This is a genomic window from Enterococcus sp. 5B3_DIV0040, assembly GCF_002140755.1.
Taxonomy (GTDB): Bacteria; Bacillota; Bacilli; order Lactobacillales; family Enterococcaceae; genus Enterococcus_D; species Enterococcus_D casseliflavus.
On sequence record NZ_NGLC01000002.1, the window covers coordinates 637225 to 655627 of the forward strand.

Below are 18403 nucleotides of genomic sequence, written 5' to 3' on the forward strand. Positions count from 1 at the left end.
TTTTTTCTTTTCTCTAACATTTCTCCAGGAAGAAGCTATCATCCCTTAACGGAGCGTTGAAATCAGCGGTCATTTGTGTTAAGAATAAGTATGTACGGTTTTTCTTGCTGTTTTTTGTAAAAATGACCGCAACCAAGACCAAAATCTTAGTTACTTCTTAATAGAAAGCGAGCCTTAACCTTTTATGAATCGGAAATTCTTTGCCTTTGATATTGATGGAACCTTGCTTGACTCGAACAAACAGCCACTAGATAGTACGCTAAAAGCCCTTGACCTTCTGCGAGATGCTGGCCATTTCGTGACCGTTGCCACTGGGCGCAGTCGTTTTCACGCCCAAGACATTATTCGTTCATTGTCCTTTGATAATTACATTCTATGTAATGGGGCAGCCGCCTTTCTTTCGCATCAGCAGGTGTATAAAAATTTGCTCGATGAAACGCAATTGGCTGCTTTCGTGGCAGAAGCCCAAGAGCTTGGGATCGATACGGCCTTTGTCGGGATGGATACAGCGAAACGAGCGTCTTCGTTGGATATTGCTAAAATGGAAGCAGCGATGCATTCCTTTGGTGCCCAACTTCCTGAGTTGGACATGGACTTTCCTGAAGAAAAAGAAGTCTATCAAGCATTGGCTTTTTACGGAAAAGAGTATGAGCATTTCTTTGACGAGAAATACAGCAAACTGCGTTTTGTACGTTGGCATGAAAACAGTGTGGATGTCGTTCCAAAAGAAGGCTCCAAAGCAGCAACGATCCTGTGCGTCGCGGAACAATTAGGGATAGCACAAGAAGATGTGATCTGTTTTGGTGATGGCCAAAACGATCGTGAGATGCTGACTGCCGCAGGTGTCGGTGTGGCAATGGGCAATGCGGTCCCTGAGATCCAACAAGTCGCAGATATGGTGACTGCTAGCAATGATGAAGATGGCATCTGGTTAGCCTTGAAAGAATTACAACTGATTTAAAAAGGAATCCTTTAGACATAGCACAGTCGATTTGCGGCATCTGTGCTATGTTTTTTTGTTTTTTCTCGGTCGCAAAGAAAATAAATTGGTACAATAGAAAAAAGGGGGAATGCAGCAAATGAAAATCGCATTGATTGCTCATGATCGAAAAAAGGATGTAATGGTAAAATTAGTGACTGCCTATCGAGAAATTTTAGCGCAGCATGAACTTTTCGCAACAGGAACTACGGGGAAGAGGATCGAAGAAGCAACCCAGTTGCCTGTCCACCGCTACAAATCAGGGCCGCTGGGAGGAGACCAGCAAATTGGCGCCATGATTTCGCAAGATGACTTGGACATGGTGATCTTTTTGCGCGATCCTTTAGCCGCACAACCCCATGAACCAGATGTAACGGCATTGATTCGCTTGTCAGACGTGTACGAGATTCCTTTAGCCACCAATATGGGAACGGCAGAGATCTTGCTGCGCGGGTTAGCAGCTGGCTTTGCTGATTTTCGACAAGTGATCCACGAAACGGACAATCGTCCCCTGTCGTTATAAAGATAGTAGAAGAATTGAAGAAAAAGGACGTGCAGAATTGAAAGCAATCTTAAAGGATTTTTTGACCTATGCAAAAATGAATACTCGCTCGGATGCCACGAGTCAGACCATCCCAACGACGCAGGGACAAGTTGAGTTGGCTCTTTTATTGAAAGATCAGTTGATCGAGATGGGGTTAGCGGATGTTGCTTACTATGAAAAGAATAGTTTTGTGATCGGACGTCTACCTGGCAATCCTGAAAAAACGGCGATTGGCTTTATTGCCCATGTAGATACGGCAGATTTCGAAGCTGAAAATATTCAACCGCAGATCCATGAAAATTACGATGGCAAGGATGTTTGTTTAAATAAAGAAAAAGCCATTTATATGACAACTGCTGAATTTCCTAATCTCAAAGACTATGTCGGCGAAACGTTGATCACAACGGATGGAACGACCCTGCTGGGTGCAGATGATAAAGCTGGTATCGCAGAGATCATTGATGCGCTGCGGATCTTACAAACGATGGATGCGCATAAGCGTGGCGATGTCTGGGTCGCTTTTGGCCCTGACGAAGAGATCGGGACTGGCGCTGATCGCTTTGATGCGGCGGATTTTCCAGTGGCATTTGCTTACACGATGGACAGTGGTCGCGTGGGGCATATGGAATATGAAACCTTTAATGCGGCTCGTATCGATATAACGATCGACGGTACGAGTGTGCATCCTGGGACTGCCTATGGTCGTTTGGTCAACGCCTTGAAAATCGCGCACCAAATCGACGATGCCCTTCCAGCAGAGGAAGTTCCTGAACGCACCCGCGGGTATGAAGGCTTCTACCTGCTGCACAATTTGACGGGACATATTGGTCGAGCAGAAGTTTCTTATATCATTCGTGATCACGATCATACGCTTTTTGAACAGCGAAAAGCCAACATCGTAGGGATCATTGATGAACTGAACACAGCCTATGGGCAAGAACGTATCACCTATACGCTGTATGATCAATATTACAATATGGGGGATTTGATCAAGAAAGATCCCCGCAGTATCGAAGCTGCCCGAGCAGGGATGCAAGCGATTGGCGTGACGCCGATCGAAGCACCGTTTCGTGGCGGGACCGATGGCTCGAAAATCACCTATAAAGGGATCCCAACACCGAACTTATTTGTCGGCGGTGAAAACTTCCATGGCCAGTATGAATTTATTACCGTGGAAGCGATGGAAAAAGCCCGTGATTTGATCGTGGCGATCGTAGAACATGTAGGACAAGAGGACACCACTGTTTCCTAAGAGAATTGAGCGAAACGCTAGACTGATGCGAAAGAGTCTAGCGTGTTTTTTTGTCCTGCTGCAGGGAAGAACCGCAAGTGAAAGAACCTTTTTTTTCTGGACCAAAACCCTTATAATAGAAAAGAAGCTAAAAGAGAAGAGGAAAAATGTGTGCGGGTATTATTCATTGGAGATGTAGTTGGTTCATTAGGAAGAGAAACGATCACGGAGTACCTTCCAAAATTAAAAAAGGCGTATCGGCCACAGGTGACGATCGCAAACGGCGAGAATGCGGCGGCGGGTCGTGGGATCACTGGTAAAATCTATAAGAAATTTTTGCAAGATGGTGTCGATGTCGTGACATTAGGCAATCATACATGGGACAACCGTGACATTTTTGAATTTATTGGCGATGCGAAGAAAATGATTCGTCCAGCCAATTTTCCAGAGGGAACACCGGGCGTCGGCATGGTATTTGTGAAAGTCAACACCATTGAATTAGCGGTGATCAACATGCAAGCTCGCTCGTTCATGGTAGACCTTGATGATCCGTTTCGCAAAATGGATGAACTGGTTGCGATTGCCCGCAAACGTACACCGTTTATCTTTGTGGATTTTCATGGGGAGACCACCAGCGAAAAACAAGCGATGGGCTGGTATTTGGATGGCCGTGTTTCGGCAGTCGTCGGCACGCATACCCATGTCCAGACCAATGATGCGCGGATTTTGCCCCAAGGAACAGCTTATTTGTCAGATGTCGGCATGACTGGTCCTTATGATGGGATCTTGGGGATGAAACGCGAACCAGTCATTGAAAAATTTTTGACGGCGTTGCCGCAACGGTTTGAAGTGATTGAAAAAGGCCGCAGTATTTTGTCGGCTTGCTTGCTTGAGATTGATGAAGCCACTGGTAAAGCAAAATCGATCCGTCCGATCCAAATCAGTGAAGATCGCCCGTTTACAGAATAGGAGAAGCATGGAAGAGCAATTAGCCAAGGAACCACACGTTGCCCAAGAGCTGGCTGCTTTGCAAAGGCTCTTGTCTGATCATCCGATCGTTCAAGAATTTCAAGAAATTCAAGCACGAGCTTTGCAAAACCAAGGGCTATTGGAGCTGGAAGCAGCGCTGAAGCAAGCGCAAAAAGAGATCGTTCAATTTGAGCATTATGAGAAAACCGAAGCAAAAAAAGCTGCCGAGCAGCGTTATGCGTCATTGACAAACGAATACGAGCAGCATCCTTTAGTGGTTGCTTATCGCCAAGCGTTACTGCAAGCAGATGAATTGCTGCAATATGTCACGACGGAGATCCAAAAGAAAATGAATAAAGCCATCGAGGAGGATGAAACCAATGCCTCAAAAAACTAAAAATACCCCGATGATGGAACAGTATTTAAGCATCAAGGCTCAGTACCAAGATGCTTTTTTATTCTATCGTTTAGGGGATTTCTATGAATTATTTAATGAGGATGCTGTCAAGGCAGCACAAATTTTAGAACTGACGTTAACCAGCCGCAACAAAAATGCGGAGGAACCGATCCCTATGTGTGGGGTGCCTTACCACGCTGCCAGCAATTACATCGACACCTTGATCGAGCAAGGCTACAAAGTAGCGATTTGTGAGCAAGTGGAAGATCCAAAAACCACCAAAGGAATGGTCAAACGCGAAGTCGTTCAACTGATCACGCCGGGAACGGTGATGGACAGCAAAGGCCTATCCGCCAAAGAAAACAACTTTTTGACAGCTGTTTTGCAGCAAGGGGAGCGTTTTGGCTTTGCCTATGTCGATCTAAGTACCGGTGAATTAAAAGCAGCGCAATTGGAAGATGAAGAAGCTGTCGTCAATGAGGCCGCCGCTCTGCAAACGAAAGAAGTCGTTTTGTGCAGCGAGATCCCTGAGTCATTGCAAACAACACTGACCAATCGCTTGAATGTCGTGTTTTCTAAGCAAGAAACGTTGGAAGAAAATGCCGAATTTCAATTTTTAACAGAACCTCTCTCCCAAGAGTTAGAAAAAGTAGTCACAGGGAAGTTGCTAAGTTATTTGGCGATCACCCAAAAACGCAGTTTAGCGCATATTCAACAAGCCGTGGAATATCAGCCCGATCATGCCTTGAAAATGGATCATTATTCCAAATTCAACTTAGAATTGACGCAGTCGATTCGAACCGGCAAAAAACAAGGGACTCTTTTGTGGTTGCTGGACGAGACAAAAACCGCAATGGGTGGCCGTTTGTTAAAGCAATGGTTAGACCGTCCCTTGATCCAGCCAAAGAAAATCACTGCCCGCCAAGAAATGGTCCAATCGTTACTGGACAGTTTCTTTGAGCGAGCAGATCTGCAAGAAGCGCTGACGAAAGTCTATGACATGGAACGCTTAGTCGGACGGGTCGCCTTCGGAAATGTCAATGGCCGCGATTTGCTGCAGTTAAAATCTTCTTTGAAGCAAGTGCCTTTGATCGCGCAATTGTTGCAAGGCATCAACCGTGGCGAGTGGAATGACTTGCTGCTGGAATTAACGCCCCTAGATGATTTGGTTGCACTGATCGAAGCGGCGATCGATGAAGATGCCCCGTTGCAGATCACAGAAGGCAACATCATCAAAGACGGGTTCCATCAACAATTAGATGAATACCGTACAGCGATGCGTAACGGCAAGCAATGGCTGGCGGAATTAGAAGCCAACGAACGCCAAGCGACGGGAGTCAAAAACCTGAAAGTTGGGTTCAACCGCGTCTTTGGCTATTACATTGAGATCACGAAAGCCAATCTAGTGAATTTAGATACCTCTCGCTACGAGCGCAAGCAAACGTTAGCCAATGCGGAACGGTTTATTTCACCCGAGTTGAAAAAACTGGAGACTTTGATTTTAGAAGCCGAAGAGAAATCGGTGGATTTGGAATACCGCCTGTTTCTTGACGTCCGTGAAGAAGTGAAAAAGAGTATCACCCGTCTACAAAAGCTAGCCAAAGCCGTCAGTGCGGTCGATGTCTTACAAAGTTTCGCCACAGTTTCGGAACGCTACCAATACGTGCGGCCAACAGTAGCGAAAAAACGAGCGGTATCGATCATCGACGGCCGTCATCCTGTAGTGGAAAAAGTCCTTGGTCACCAAGAGTACATTCCGAATAGTATCGTGATGGATGAAGAAACAGAGATCTTGTTGATCACAGGCCCAAATATGTCTGGGAAAAGTACGTACATGCGGCAGTTTGCCTTGCTAGTCATTATGGCGCAGATCGGCTGTTTCGTACCCGCACAATCTGCAGAGATGCCGATTTTTGATCGGATCTTTACTCGCATCGGTGCCAGCGATGACCTGATCGCCGGTCAAAGCACGTTTATGGTGGAGATGATGGAAGCCAACCAAGCGCTGCGTCATGCAACGCCTAACAGCTTGATTTTGTTTGATGAGTTAGGGCGTGGGACTGCGACCTATGATGGGATGGCATTGGCACAAGCCATCATTGAATATATCCACAAAGAAGTTCATGCCAAAACACTTTTCTCCACCCATTATCATGAGCTGACGGTTTTAGATGAGGAATTGGCGCACTTGCGCAATGTCCATGTTGGTGCCGTTGAAAAAGAAGGCGAAGTCGTCTTCTTGCATAAGATGATGGAAGGTCCCGCAGATAAAAGCTATGGGATCCATGTAGCCAAAATCGCTGGACTGCCAAGTGCACTCTTACAGCGCGCAGCCACGATCTTAAAAGCGCTGGAAGAACATGAACCGACGGTACAACCAAAACCCGTCGTCGAAGAAAGTCAGCAGTTGTCGTTGTTTAGTGAAGTATCTACGGAAGAAATCGGCGTCATCGATCAATTGAAGAAATTGAATCTGTTGGAAATGACCCCGATGGATGCTCTGAATACATTGTACGAGCTGCAAAAACGAATTTAGAAAGAAGGTCAGCAGATGGGAAAGATCCAAGAGTTATCCGAACGTCTGGCGAACCAAATCGCGGCAGGAGAAGTCGTTGAGCGACCGGCTTCTGTCGTCAAAGAATTAGTTGAAAACGCCGTGGATGCCGGCAGTACCCAAATCGATATTTTTATTGAAGAAGCGGGCTTGCGTAAAATCCAAGTCATCGATAATGGCGAAGGAATTGCAGAAGAAGATGTCTTGACTGCCTTTAAACGCCACGCCACCAGTAAAATCCACAATCGGGATGACTTGTTTCGAATACGTACCCTCGGGTTTCGCGGGGAAGCTTTGCCTAGTATCGCTTCGGTTTCGATCCTCTCGATTGAAACGGCAGTCAAAGGCGCCCAACAAGGCTCCTTTGTGCGCTTAAAAGGCGGCGCTGTTGAAGAGCATCTGCCTGCCAACTTGCGGCAAGGAACCAAGATCACTGTGGAAAACCTCTTTTACAATACACCGGCACGTTTGAAATATGTCAAGACGCTGCAAACGGAACTAGCGAACATCGGCGATATCGTCAATCGGATCGCCCTGAGCCATCCAGAAGTGGCTTTTCGTCTCGTTCATGAAGGCAATAAGATGTTGAGCACCACTGGAAGTGGGCAGTTAAAACAAACCATCGCAGGGATCTACGGGGTGGAAACCGCCAAAAAAATGATCGCGATCGATACTGAGGACCTCGACTTTAAAGTCACTGGCTTTGTGTCACTGCCAGAAGTCACCCGAGCCAGCCGCAACTATTTATCCACGATCATCAATGGTCGTTATATTCGCAATTTCGCTTTGAATAAAGCGATCGTTGCTGGTTACGGATCAAAATTGATGGTCGGTCGTTTTCCATTAGCTGTCCTTGAAATCAAAATGGACCCCTTATTAGTCGATGTCAACGTTCATCCGACTAAGCAAGAAGTTCGTTTGTCAAAAGAAGAAGAATTGACCAAGCTAATCAGTAAAGCCATCAATGAGGCGCTGCGGGAAATCAATTTGATTCCTAACGCGGCTGACAATCTGCGTTTCAAGAAAAAAGTGGCCGATCAGCCAAAAGCCCAGCAGCTTGGCTTGGAACTGGAGTCAGCAGGAAATTCGACTTCTGGGTTGTCTTATAATCGCGAAACAGGGAAATTTGAGGTGCAGGGCAACACTTATCAACAGACTGTGGATAACTCTGTGGAAAAACCTGTGGAGGAAGGTGGAAAACTTCCAGAAATGCCACAGGAATCTAGCGAAAACCTGTTGGAAGAAACCGAGGAAACCTTTCGCAGTTTGGAAGAGACGCTGCCAAATAAGCCTGTCCGAAAACCATTTGTGGAAGGCCAGACGGAAACAAAAGCGTCGCTGCCAGAAGCGCCAGTCTTTCTCCCAGATGAGACGCCAGAGCTTACGGCGCAAGATCTGCAAAGTCAAGCGACTCTGCACCCTGAAATGCATGGGGATGACCGCAACTACCTGAAAACGGTCGAACGGTTGCTGGAAGAAGAACCAGCGAAGGAGCGTTTTCCCCAACTGGATTATTTTGGGCAGATGCATGGGACTTATTTGTTTGCCCAAAGCGAGGCGGGTCTATATATCGTCGACCAGCATGCGGCACAAGAACGAATCAAATATGAGTACTACCGCGAAAAAATCGGCGAAGTGACCAATGACCTGCAAGAATTGTTAGTGCCGATCGTTTTGGATTATCCCAACAGCGATGCGCTGCAATTGCAGGACCAAAGTGAAAAGCTGGCAGAAGTCGGGATCCATCTGGAATCTTTTGGGACCAATAGTTTCATCGTCCGGGCGCACCCGACGTGGTACCCTAGCGGTGAAGAAGAAGCCATCATCCGCGAAATGATCGATATGTTATTGACCACAGGAAGTGTCAGTGTCAAAAAGTTTCGTGAAGCAACAGCGATCATGATGAGCTGCAAACGATCCATCAAAGCCAATCACTATTTGAATGAAGCACAAGCCCGGATCTTGTTGCAAGATTTAGCGAAATGCGAGAATCCCTTCAACTGTCCCCATGGTCGCCCGGTGCTGATCCATTTCACCAACAGCGACATGGAGCGGATGTTCAAACGGATTCAAGATCCTCATCGAGCAAGGAGTGGCATGGAATGATTATTTTGGCTTCACAGTCGCCGCGGCGCAAAGAATTATTAGCGGAGTTAGTCTCGGAATTTGCGGTCATACCAGCGGATATCGACGAGTCGGTCCGACCAAACGAAGCGGCGATCCCTTATGTCCAACGGATGGCAGCCGAAAAAGCGGCGGCTATTGCGCAAACCTATCCTGAAGATCTGGTGATCGCGAGCGATACGACGGTCGTGGTGGGTGAAGAGATCTTAGGAAAGCCAGTCGACCGTAAAGATGCTCGGTCGATGTTGCGAAAAATGAGCGGACGGACCCATTGGGTGCATACCGCCGTCGTTTTGCAAAAAGGCAAACAGCAACGCGAAGCAGTGGTTTCGACGGAAGTTGTGTTTCGTCCTTTGACGGATCAAGAGATCGACAAGTATCTTGCCTTAGATGAGTACCAAGACAAAGCGGGCGCCTATGGGATCCAAGGGGGAGCCAAAATATTTGTCTCATCGATAAACGGCGATTTTTATACGATCGTAGGATTTCCTGTCGCTACGGTCTATCAGTTGTTGCAAGAGTTTACGGAGGAGGAATAAGGATGGATGTTTCTGGTAGTTGTCTTTGCGGCAAAGTCACGATCAACTTGACGGGAGTTGCGAAAGAAATCACGGTTTGTCATTGTAGTCTCTGCCAGAAATTTCACGGCGGACCAATGTTTGCTCTTGCGCCATGCGCTGAGGACCAGATGGCTCTTCAAGGAGCGAAGTGGCTGCGACGTTACGATTCTTCTGAGTGGGCACAGCGAGGATTCTGCAGTCAATGCGGCTCGAGCCTGTTCTTTTACCTCAAAGAAGCACACACCTATTTTTTTGCGGCTGGGTTGTTTGGCAACTTGCCAGAAGCTGTCTTAACCGAAGAAATCTATACAAAAGACCAACCGCATTTTTACCACTTTGCGGAACCAACGACTCGTTGGCAAAAGCTGCAAAACCCTTAAGCAATTTGAGCAAGTCATTTTACATTCGCTAAGAAAAAAGGCATGATAGAGCATACAGGATGAGTCTAGAGGAAAAGCAGGTGAAAAAATGACAGATAAAAAAGAATTAAAAGAAAAATTGTCGCCGATCGAATATGCGGTGACCCAAGAAAATGCAACCGAACGCCCCTTTACTGGCGAGTATGATGATTTTTATGAAAAAGGGATCTATGTTGATATCGTCAACGGAGAACCATTGTTTGCTTCTACTGATAAATATGACGCAGGTTGTGGCTGGCCGTCCTTTTCGAAACCGATCAGTCGCCAAGATATTCAAGAAAAAGCCGATTTTTCTCACGGCATGCATCGGGTAGAAGTCCGCAGCAAAGAAGCTGACTCTCATTTAGGACATGTTTTTTCAGACGGTCCTCAGGACAAAGGCGGTTTGCGCTATTGTATCAACTCGGCAGCATTGAAGTTCATCCCTTTAGCAGAAATGGATGAAAAAGGCTATGGCGAATTCAAATCACTCGTTGAGTAAGTATTAGGAACTGTGTGCGAAAAAAAGACGCAGCAGCATGTCTCGTTTGAAAAAATGCGACTGAAACAACGGTTTTTCCTCCGTTTGTTTCCTGCTAAGCCTTTTCCTTCGTTCACAGTCCTTTTTTTGCCCTCTCGTCTGTGCTACAATAAAGGGAACATATGTACAGAAAGGAAAGCACATGTACGAATATATCATAGGAAAAGTAACGGATATCTTACCGGCGTATATCGTCGTTGAGACACATGGCATCGGCTATCAGATCGCTTTTGGCAATCCGTATTCATTTAGCGGCAAGTTGAACCAAGAAGTAAAAATCTATCTGCACCAAGTGATTCGTGAAGATGCTCATAGTCTCTACGGCTTTGCCACGATCGAAGGCAAGCAGTTGTTTTTAAAATTGATCAGTGTCTCAGGTATTGGACCAAAGAGTGCGTTAGCAATCATGGCCAATGAAGACCATACAGGGTTGATCACGGCAGTCGAAAATGGGGACGTCAATTATTTGACTAAGTTCCCAGGTGTCGGTAAAAAGACGGCGCAGCAAATGATCCTAGACTTGAAAGGCAAAGTGGCTGAACTGGTTGGAGAAGAAGCGATCGTTCCTCTAAGCGTAGCAACGACTGCTTTAGATGAAGCGATGGAAGCCTTGAAAGCATTGGGTTATAGCGAAAAAGAAGTCAAGAAAGCCGAAAAACAATTAGCGGCGAATACCACAAAATCGACGGATGAGTACTTGCGGGAAGCTCTCCGATTGATGATGAAAAAGTAAGGAGCAAGTAAACGATGGATGAACGAATTGTTTCGCCAGAAAGCACAGAACAAGAAGAGATCATCGAAAAATCCTTGCGTCCGCAAACCCTTGCCCAATATATCGGACAAGACAAAGTCAAGCAGGAGCTTTCGATTTATATCCAAGCGGCGAAAAATCGAGAAGAAGCGTTGGATCATGTCCTCTTATATGGTCCGCCAGGCTTAGGGAAAACAACGATGGCAATGGTGATCGCCAACGAGATGCAGGTCCAAATCAAGACGACCAGCGGTCCTGCGATCGAAAAACCAGGGGATTTGATTGCAATCTTGAATGAGCTGCAGCCGGGGGATGTTCTGTTTATCGATGAGATCCATCGCTTGCCTCGTGTCGCCGAAGAAATGCTTTATTCGGCAATGGAAGATTTTTATGTGGATATCATGGTGGGGCAAGGGACAACGGCTCACCCAGTTCATTTTCCGCTCCCGCCGTTTACCTTAGTCGGCGCAACGACGCGGGCGGGGATGCTCTCGGCGCCACTACGGGATCGTTTCGGGATCATTTCTCATATGCAATATTATGAAGACCATGATTTAAAAGAGATCGTGCAGCGGACTGCGTCGATCTTTGAAACGGATATCGTGGAAGAAGGGGCGATCGAAATCGCCCGCCGATCCCGAGGCACTCCACGGATCGCCAACCGGTTGCTTAAACGAGTTCGCGATTATGCGCAAGTGCAAGCGGATGGGTTGATCGATCGCACCGTTGCTGACCAGGCATTGGCGCTTTTGGCAGTCGATCATGCTGGCTTGGATTATATCGATCAGAAATTGATCCGCACGATGATCGAATTGTATCAAGGCGGCCCGGTGGGATTAAGTACGATCGCTGTCAATATCGGGGAAGAAACCGAAACAGTGGAAGATATGTACGAACCGTTTTTGATCCAAAAAGGATTTTTGAAACGCACCTCGCGTGGGCGGATCGCAACGCCGTTAGCCTATGACCATTTTGGCTATCCCCAAAGAAGTGAATAGAACGAAGCAGCAATCAGCGATGGTTGCTGCTTTTTTGTGTTCTTGGTGAAACGTTTCTTTTTATTTTTTAATGATTTCTGAGAATTAATCGATGTTGAAAAAATACAATATTTGTGAAATTTGATTAAACGGAAATGTTTGTAAAAATTATTTCTTTTGAAAAAGCTGATATGAAAGCTTTTTTATTTGTGAGGAACCCAACAAAATTTGTGAAAAAAGAAAAGCTGAAAAAAATAATTGGAAAGGCTTGCATTTTCGATTGGCAGCGGATATAATCTTTTTGTAGAAACGTTTCACCAAAATGTGGAGATATAGGTAGTGTTGCGAGGATAGAAAGAAGGAGATTTTGTGTATGAGTAAACTGCAAAAGTTTTATAGTCAACGGCAGCTTCACTGGATGGTTTTTCCCGGCGTGGCATTTATGATCGTATTTAATTATATTCCGATCTACGGAATTATAATCGCTTTCAAAAACTATACGGTGATTGACACGATTTCATCAGCACCATGGGTCGGGTTAGAGAATTTCCGTATCATTATGAATGACAGTTTTTTCTGGGAAGCGGTTAGAAATACGTTAGCCATCAGCTTATTGAAATTAGGTTTAGGTTTTGCGATCCCGATTGTGTTAGCCATTATGATTTTTGAAATGCAAGATGGCCGCTTGAAGAAATTTATTCAAACGGTTTCATACATTCCCCATTTTTTCTCATGGATCGTGCTAGGTGGGATGATGATTTCTTGGCTGTCAACGAACGGCTTTATCAACCAAGTGCTGATGTCTGTAGGATTGATGGACAAAGGGGTCAATCATCTATTGGATCCAAGCAAATATTGGTGGATCGCGGTCCTTTCTGATCTATGGAAAGAAGTCGGCTGGGGAACGATCCTTTACTTGGCAGGTATGTCGCGGATCGATCCAACGTTTTATGAAGCCGCACGAATCGATGGTGCCAGCAAGCTAAGACAGATTCGTTCAATCACATTGCCATTACTGACACCGATCATCTCCTTAAACTTGATTCTGAATGTGAGCGGTATCTTAGGGTCAAACCTAGATCAAACATTAGTTTTAATGAATTCACAGAACCAAAACCGTTCAGAAGTCATCAACTCCTTCGTTTATAAAATGGGGTTGACGCAAGGTGATTTCTCTTATGCAACTGCTGTCGGCTTGGGGATCGCGGTCATTTCTGTCATCTTATTGGTGATCACGGATCGAGTGACCCGCAAGTTGAACAACGGCAATTCAGTTATCTTATAGGAGGAAAAAACATGATCAAAAGAAAAGCAAAAGAAAACACGTGGTTTTACTTCTTCAATACCGTGATCTTGATTTTATTCTCATTGATGATCATCGTACCGATTTGGAATATCTTGGTTTCCTCCGTGTCTTCTAGTTCTGGATTAGCGGGCAACGGCCTCGTGTTATGGCCCAAAGGCTTTACCTGGGAAAACTATCGGAAAGTTTTTTCTGACGCAAGTATCCCCCGTGCCTTCTTGATCTCAGTGTTAAAAACGGTTCTTGGGGCTGCGACCCATACCTTGTTTTGTGCGATCGTGGCTTACGGATTGAGTAAATCACGCTTGGTCGGCCGCAACATCTATACAACGATGGGGGTCATCACCATGTACTTCAGTGGTGGGATGATTCCAACATACTTGCTGATTCGCTCGCTAGGATTACTGGATTCTTTCTGGGTCTACATTATTCCAGCCTTGTTCAGCTACTATGATGTCGTGATTTTAATGAACTTTTTCCGTGAGATTCCGCCTTCACTCGAAGAATCTGCGAAGATCGACGGTGCAAGTGAATTCCAAATCTTCTATAAAATCTTCTTACCATTAACGAAACCGGCCTTGGCAACCATCATCTTGTTCAACGGGGTTGGCCAATGGAACGATTTTATGACGACAAAACTGTATATCACAAAAGAGTATCTCTATCCGCTGCAAATGAAGATTTATGAAATCATCGTCCAATCCAACTTGAGTACGATGACTGAAAGCGGTAGTACCGACTTTATCGTCCAAGCAACGACCCGTGGGGTTCAGTTGGCTACGATCGTCATCACGACAGTGCCAATTTTAATTATATATCCATTGCTTCAAAAACACTTTATCGGCGGTATGATGGCCGGTGCAGTAAAAGAATAGAAAGAGGGATAGACATGAAAAAAGTAGTAGGCGGTTTATTGGCAGCATCAGCATTACTCAGCTTAGCAGCATGTGGCGGCAGCTCAGACAATGCCAGCAGTTCGGATTTTTCTATCAAAGATCGGTATGAGTTAGATGAAAAGACACCAGCATGGAAACTCGATACCAAAGAAGAACCAACCAAGATCACATGGTACATCAATTCAGACTGGACAGCTTTGCCATTTGGTGAAGATGTGACGACAGCCCAAATCAAAAAAGATTTGAACATTGATATTGAATTTATTTCAGGGGATGATTCGAAATTAAATGCTTTGATTTCAAGTGGTGATATGCCTGATATCGTGACGTTGATGGATAAAACCAGCCAAGCAGCCACAAAAGCTGATAGTTGGGCATACTCATTGAACGATTTAGCGGAACAATACGATCCGTATTTGATGAATGTCGTGACCGAAGATACCTTCAAATGGTTTGCTTTAGATGATGGCAAAACTTATGGCTATCCAAACTATTCCAACACAGCAGCAGACTACGAAAGCGGCAATATTCCCGTCAACGACAACTTTGTGATCCGTGAAGATGTCTATGAAGCATTAGGCAAACCAGATGTTTCGACTCCAGAAAACTATGTGAAAGTCATGAAAGAAATCAGCGAGAAATTCCCTGATTTAACACCAATGGGCTTCACAACGATCGGCGAAACAGCAGGACCATTCTTAGATAAATTGCAAGATTTCTTAGGTGTTCCATTAGAAGATGAAGATGGTGCGTTCTACGACCGTAATTTAGATGAAGAATATATCTCATGGTTGAAAACCTTCAATCAAGTGTATCGTGACGGCAACATCAGTGATGACAGCTTTACCGATGACGGTCCAACCTATGATGAAAAAGTAAAACAAGGGGACTATGCAACGATCTTAGTCGCAGGAACGAGCGGACAAGGTGGGAACTTCACTGAATTCATGAAAAACTCTGACACACGCTACATCGCAATCGATGGCCCTGCCAGCACGTCTGGTCGTGAAGCAACCTTGAACCAAACAGGAATCTCTGGCTGGTTGATCAACTACATCACAAAAGATGCGGCGGATCCAGCAAAAGTAACCCAACTCTTCACGTACTTGATCGATGAACCAGGACAAATTTTGACAAAATTCGGTGTTGAAGGCGTGACGTATGAATACAACGATGAAGGCAAAATCGATTACTTGCCAGAAATCAAAGAAATGGAACAAACCGACAACGAAGGCTACAACAAAAAATATGGTATCAGCCGTTTCAACTACTTTAACAATGACCGTGTCAATGCACTGAAAGTCAAAACCGAAAATGCGTTGACTCAAATGCAAGAGTGGGGCGAAGGCAAATTGTATCCACACTTTGTGATCGAAAATACGGATCCAGATGCTGGAACTGCTGAAGCACGTTCAAACACAGCCATCAAAACCAAAATCAACAGCACGATCATCTCATTGATCCGTTCAAAAGATGAAGGAACATTTGACAGCACACTAACCGACTTTGAAAGCTTCTTAGATTCAAACAACTGGGATGCAATCAAAGACATTAAAACTGAAAAAATGGCCGAAAACCGCGAACGACTAAAATAACCCCCATAGGAGAGGAAAGGAAGCCAAAAAAAAGACCTTTCCTCTCCTTTGCTTTGAAACACAGGTTTTGCGCGTACTTTGCGCAAAATCTGATGTTTCAAAGTACTAGGCGACCGCAGGGAGCGTAGTGACCGTACAAAGAATCACTGCGATTGGCTCACGTAGTGAGACATGCAAGCTGCAAGCTGCAACCCAGAAAACTGTACGTTGAGAAACGACCCAAATTCACAAGAAGGCAAGAAACAAGTTTACGTAGCACCCGCAGCACAAATCAGCAAGTTTTGATTGGAGGATCATAATGAATCGACTATTTTCTTATGAAGGATGGTACTATCGGGTCTTTGCTTTTTTAGCAGATATGATCATTGTTAGTTTTCTCTTTATGATTCCAGCGATGACGCTGATTCTCGCAGGACCAGCATTGATCGCGCTGTATCAGACGATCGATCAATTGTACAAGGAACGGGATGTCCCGATTTGGCAGCGATACAAGCAAGCATTCTTAAGCAACCTCAAACGTGGGCTCTTCTTAGAAGGTCTTATTATTGCGTATGTCGCAGTCTTTGCTGGGTTGATCTATTCCTTGATGATGATTACACCTTACTTTGGCGTTTTAGCCGTGATCCTCGTCAGCTTGGCTGCGCTGTATCTCGTCGTGTTCGTTCTCTTGTACAGCTTGTTTGCCCAATCATTGCAAGAAACAGCAAAAGAAACGGCCTATGCGGTTCTTAGCAGTACGGCGAATGCGATCATTTTATTGGTGATCCCCATTCTTGTCTTTGTATTGTGCAGCAAAGTGAACCTATTCTTATTTATTTGTTTAGGGATCTCAGGCTCAGCCTTTGTCCAAGTGTTGTTTTTCAATAAAGTATTAGCGAAGGGGGAAGAGACAAATGACTGAATCCACAGCGACGGATCGATCCTATTTTTGGGCTTCGGTCCAACAAGAACTTGACACCCTTCCGCTAGCCTTTGAAAGAACCAAACAAGCGCCTTTGCTGAAAGGGATTGATTGTTTTACGATTTCTTTTCAAAGTCTTGGTAATGAAACGATCTATGGGCATCTGCTGCTGCCAGAACAAGCGGCAGATTGTCCAATCGTGATTGATTTTTTAGGCTATATGAATCATGTGCAAGAACCGTTCCAATTTGCTCATTGGTTATTGATCGGCTGCGGCTGTCTTGTCATCGACAATCGCGGACAAGGGGGACGCACGCAAGATCAGGTTCCCTATGAAACCACGCAGCATGAAGCACCTTTTGGACGCGGCATCTTGAAAAAAGAAGATTTTTATATGAAGCGATTGGTCGCAGATAGTTTGCGCACACTAGAAGTCCTTCAACAGATACCGGAAATCGATCCGCAGCGCATTATTTTAAGAGGCGGCTCACAAGGAGGCGGCATCGCCTTATTGGTCAACGCATTAACGAACGTCCCGATTTTTGCGACGTTTGCCGATGTGCCAAGCCACTCCAATCTTGTCCATCGGATCGAACAAAAAACAGGAAGTTACCAGGTGATTCAAGAGTATATCGAACAATTTCCAGAAACGCGGGAAACGATCTATCAAGTCATGAGTTATTTTGATTTGAAGTATTTTGCTCATCAGATAACTGGTCCTGTTTATACATCGGTCGGCAGTGCTGATCCCATCTGTCCCATGGAAGATTTCTTCGTTTCCTATAAAAAGATTCCTGGACCGAAAGAATTACGTATTTACTTAAATAAAGGGCATGGCGGCGGCGAAGCGAAACAAATCCGACGTGAGATGCAGCAAATCACAAAATTACTCAAAGGAAATGAATGCAGATGAAAGCAGCAACCTATAATCTACGAGTCGATACCGACTATGACCAAGAATGGCAATGGCACTATCGATCGGAGGCGGTCTGCTCCTTGATCGATTACTACGACTGGGATGTTCTGGCGATCCAAGAAGCTCGTCCCAGCCAATTTGCAGATTTAGCAAAGTTAGCGCAGTATGCTTCCGTCACGGCTGAACGTGACGGTGATGGCTTAGGCGAAGGCATCGGACTGTATTATCAAAAAGAGGCTTTCGAGTTATTAGCTTCAGGTTCGTTTTGGTTGTCATTGACACCGACTGAACCAAGTATTCATCCAGAAGCTGCGTATTCACGCTTATGTGTTTGGGCAGTCTTGCAGGAAAAAAAGAATCCGCCGTTTCTTGCTATCACGACTCATTTAGATAATATTTCAGAAATGGCTCGTTTTGAAGGGATGAAAGTGATCCTTGAGCAGCTGGCAGATCAGATCGAACGCTATCCTGTATTGCTGATGGGCGACTTGAATGCGGAGCCAACGGAGCGGGTGCATCGGTACTTAGAGCAGCATTTTCAAAATGCCAAAGAACATGGACAAAAGCCCCATCATGGGCCAAAAGGCTCCTATCAAAATTTTATTTATACGTTACCATGGCAAGAACTAGAAGAAATTGATTATATCTATACGAAAGGCTTCACGGTGGTCAAAACCGCCTGTCTAACGGATTCTTATGATCGTCGTTTTCCCTCCGATCATTTCCCTTTAGAAGCAGAAGTCCAATTTGAAGAAAGCAAAGGATGA

General features: G+C 45.2%; 18 protein-coding genes. All 18 read left to right on the forward strand.

Features of this window, described 5'->3' with window-relative positions:
* The first annotated feature begins 184 nt into the window (after positions 1 to 184).
* The 18 genes from A5883_RS15395 (at position 185) to A5883_RS15480 (ending at position 18403) form a co-directional block, all read left to right on the forward strand.
* The gene (locus A5883_RS15395; protein ID WP_005227160.1) at positions 185 to 961 is read left to right on the forward strand and encodes a Cof-type HAD-IIB family hydrolase; all 777 of its coding nucleotides are present in this window, start codon (positions 185 to 187) and stop codon (positions 959 to 961) included.
* 118 nt (positions 962 to 1079) lie between these two features.
* Positions 1080 to 1502, forward strand: coding sequence for a methylglyoxal synthase (locus A5883_RS15400; RefSeq protein WP_008376307.1), 423 nt, complete (start codon positions 1080 to 1082; stop codon positions 1500 to 1502).
* 37 nt (positions 1503 to 1539) lie between these two features.
* Entirely contained in the window at positions 1540 to 2775 is a 1236-nt protein-coding gene (pepT, locus tag A5883_RS15405; RefSeq protein ID WP_005227162.1) for a peptidase T, read from the forward strand.
* 150 nt (positions 2776 to 2925) lie between these two features.
* Entirely contained in the window at positions 2926 to 3723 is a 798-nt protein-coding gene (locus tag A5883_RS15410; RefSeq protein ID WP_010748642.1) for a TIGR00282 family metallophosphoesterase, read from the forward strand.
* A gap of 7 nt (positions 3724 to 3730) precedes the next feature.
* On the forward strand, positions 3731 to 4120 hold the full coding sequence (locus A5883_RS15415) for a YlbF family regulator (RefSeq protein WP_086338971.1): 390 nt from the start codon (positions 3731 to 3733) through the stop codon (positions 4118 to 4120).
* Positions 4104 to 6656 (forward strand): DNA mismatch repair protein MutS, encoded by a 2553-nt coding sequence (gene mutS, locus A5883_RS15420; RefSeq protein ID WP_086338972.1) that lies wholly within the window; start codon positions 4104 to 4106, stop codon positions 6654 to 6656. Before A5883_RS15415 ends, mutS begins: the two co-directional genes overlap by 17 nt.
* A 15-nt stretch (positions 6657 to 6671) precedes the next feature.
* The gene (gene mutL / locus A5883_RS15425; protein ID WP_086338973.1) at positions 6672 to 8780 is read left to right on the forward strand and encodes a DNA mismatch repair endonuclease MutL; all 2109 of its coding nucleotides are present in this window, start codon (positions 6672 to 6674) and stop codon (positions 8778 to 8780) included.
* Positions 8777 to 9337: a Maf family protein gene (locus A5883_RS15430; protein ID WP_086338974.1), complete on the forward strand. Its 561-nt coding sequence runs from the start codon at positions 8777 to 8779 to the stop codon at positions 9335 to 9337. Before mutL ends, A5883_RS15430 begins: the two co-directional genes overlap by 4 nt.
* 2 nt (positions 9338 to 9339) lie before the next feature.
* The gene (locus tag A5883_RS15435; RefSeq protein WP_086338975.1) at positions 9340 to 9738 is read left to right on the forward strand and encodes a GFA family protein; all 399 of its coding nucleotides are present in this window, start codon (positions 9340 to 9342) and stop codon (positions 9736 to 9738) included.
* An 88-nt stretch (positions 9739 to 9826) separates the two neighbouring features.
* Complete coding sequence (gene msrB, locus A5883_RS15440) at positions 9827 to 10258, forward strand: peptide-methionine (R)-S-oxide reductase MsrB (protein ID WP_008376288.1); 432 nt, start codon at positions 9827 to 9829, stop codon at positions 10256 to 10258.
* A 181-nt stretch (positions 10259 to 10439) separates the two neighbouring features.
* On the forward strand, positions 10440 to 11030 hold the full coding sequence (gene ruvA, locus A5883_RS15445; protein ID WP_086338976.1) for a Holliday junction branch migration protein RuvA: 591 nt from the start codon (positions 10440 to 10442) through the stop codon (positions 11028 to 11030).
* A 14-nt stretch (positions 11031 to 11044) separates the two neighbouring features.
* Positions 11045 to 12046 (forward strand): Holliday junction branch migration DNA helicase RuvB, encoded by a 1002-nt coding sequence (ruvB, locus tag A5883_RS15450; RefSeq protein ID WP_005227171.1) that lies wholly within the window; start codon positions 11045 to 11047, stop codon positions 12044 to 12046.
* 352 nt (positions 12047 to 12398) lie between these two features.
* Positions 12399 to 13310: an ABC transporter permease gene (locus A5883_RS15455; protein WP_005232388.1), complete on the forward strand. Its 912-nt coding sequence runs from the start codon at positions 12399 to 12401 to the stop codon at positions 13308 to 13310.
* Between the two features lie 11 nt (positions 13311 to 13321).
* Positions 13322 to 14203, forward strand: coding sequence for a carbohydrate ABC transporter permease (locus A5883_RS15460; protein ID WP_005227173.1), 882 nt, complete (start codon positions 13322 to 13324; stop codon positions 14201 to 14203).
* Positions 14204 to 14217: 14 nt separating this feature from the next.
* Entirely contained in the window at positions 14218 to 15819 is a 1602-nt protein-coding gene (locus A5883_RS15465; protein WP_005227174.1) for a sugar ABC transporter substrate-binding protein, read from the forward strand.
* A 298-nt stretch (positions 15820 to 16117) separates the two neighbouring features.
* Entirely contained in the window at positions 16118 to 16720 is a 603-nt protein-coding gene (locus tag A5883_RS15470; protein WP_086338977.1) for a DUF624 domain-containing protein, read from the forward strand.
* Positions 16713 to 17633: an acetylxylan esterase gene (locus A5883_RS15475; RefSeq protein WP_016609538.1), complete on the forward strand. Its 921-nt coding sequence runs from the start codon at positions 16713 to 16715 to the stop codon at positions 17631 to 17633. The genes A5883_RS15470 and A5883_RS15475 overlap by 8 nt, the downstream gene beginning before the upstream one ends.
* The gene (locus A5883_RS15480) at positions 17624 to 18403 is read left to right on the forward strand and encodes an endonuclease/exonuclease/phosphatase family protein (protein WP_081357390.1); all 780 of its coding nucleotides are present in this window, start codon (positions 17624 to 17626) and stop codon (positions 18401 to 18403) included. Before A5883_RS15475 ends, A5883_RS15480 begins: the two co-directional genes overlap by 10 nt.

Bases quoted from the DNA above. Each gene is read 5' to 3' on its own strand.
- A5883_RS15395 (WP_005227160.1), top strand. From the start codon at position 185: ATGAATCGGAAATTCTTTGCCTTTGATATTGATGGAACCTTGCTTGAC.
- A5883_RS15400 (WP_008376307.1), top strand. From the start codon at position 1,080: ATGAAAATCGCATTGATTGCTCATGATCGAAAAAAGGATGTAATGGTA.
- A5883_RS15415 (WP_086338971.1), top strand. From the start codon at position 3,731: ATGGAAGAGCAATTAGCCAAGGAACCACACGTTGCCCAAGAGCTGGCT.
- mutS (WP_086338972.1), top strand. From the start codon at position 4,104: ATGCCTCAAAAAACTAAAAATACCCCGATGATGGAACAGTATTTAAGC.
- mutL (WP_086338973.1), top strand. From the start codon at position 6,672: ATGGGAAAGATCCAAGAGTTATCCGAACGTCTGGCGAACCAAATCGCG.
- A5883_RS15430 (WP_086338974.1), top strand. From the start codon at position 8,777: ATGATTATTTTGGCTTCACAGTCGCCGCGGCGCAAAGAATTATTAGCG.
- A5883_RS15435 (WP_086338975.1), top strand. From the start codon at position 9,340: ATGGATGTTTCTGGTAGTTGTCTTTGCGGCAAAGTCACGATCAACTTG.
- msrB (WP_008376288.1), top strand. From the start codon at position 9,827: ATGACAGATAAAAAAGAATTAAAAGAAAAATTGTCGCCGATCGAATAT.
- ruvA (WP_086338976.1), top strand. From the start codon at position 10,440: ATGTACGAATATATCATAGGAAAAGTAACGGATATCTTACCGGCGTAT.
- ruvB (WP_005227171.1), top strand. From the start codon at position 11,045: ATGGATGAACGAATTGTTTCGCCAGAAAGCACAGAACAAGAAGAGATC.
- A5883_RS15455 (WP_005232388.1), top strand. From the start codon at position 12,399: ATGAGTAAACTGCAAAAGTTTTATAGTCAACGGCAGCTTCACTGGATG.
- A5883_RS15460 (WP_005227173.1), top strand. From the start codon at position 13,322: ATGATCAAAAGAAAAGCAAAAGAAAACACGTGGTTTTACTTCTTCAAT.
- A5883_RS15465 (WP_005227174.1), top strand. From the start codon at position 14,218: ATGAAAAAAGTAGTAGGCGGTTTATTGGCAGCATCAGCATTACTCAGC.
- A5883_RS15470 (WP_086338977.1), top strand. From the start codon at position 16,118: ATGAATCGACTATTTTCTTATGAAGGATGGTACTATCGGGTCTTTGCT.
- A5883_RS15475 (WP_016609538.1), top strand. From the start codon at position 16,713: ATGACTGAATCCACAGCGACGGATCGATCCTATTTTTGGGCTTCGGTC.
- A5883_RS15480 (WP_081357390.1), top strand. From the start codon at position 17,624: ATGCAGATGAAAGCAGCAACCTATAATCTACGAGTCGATACCGACTAT.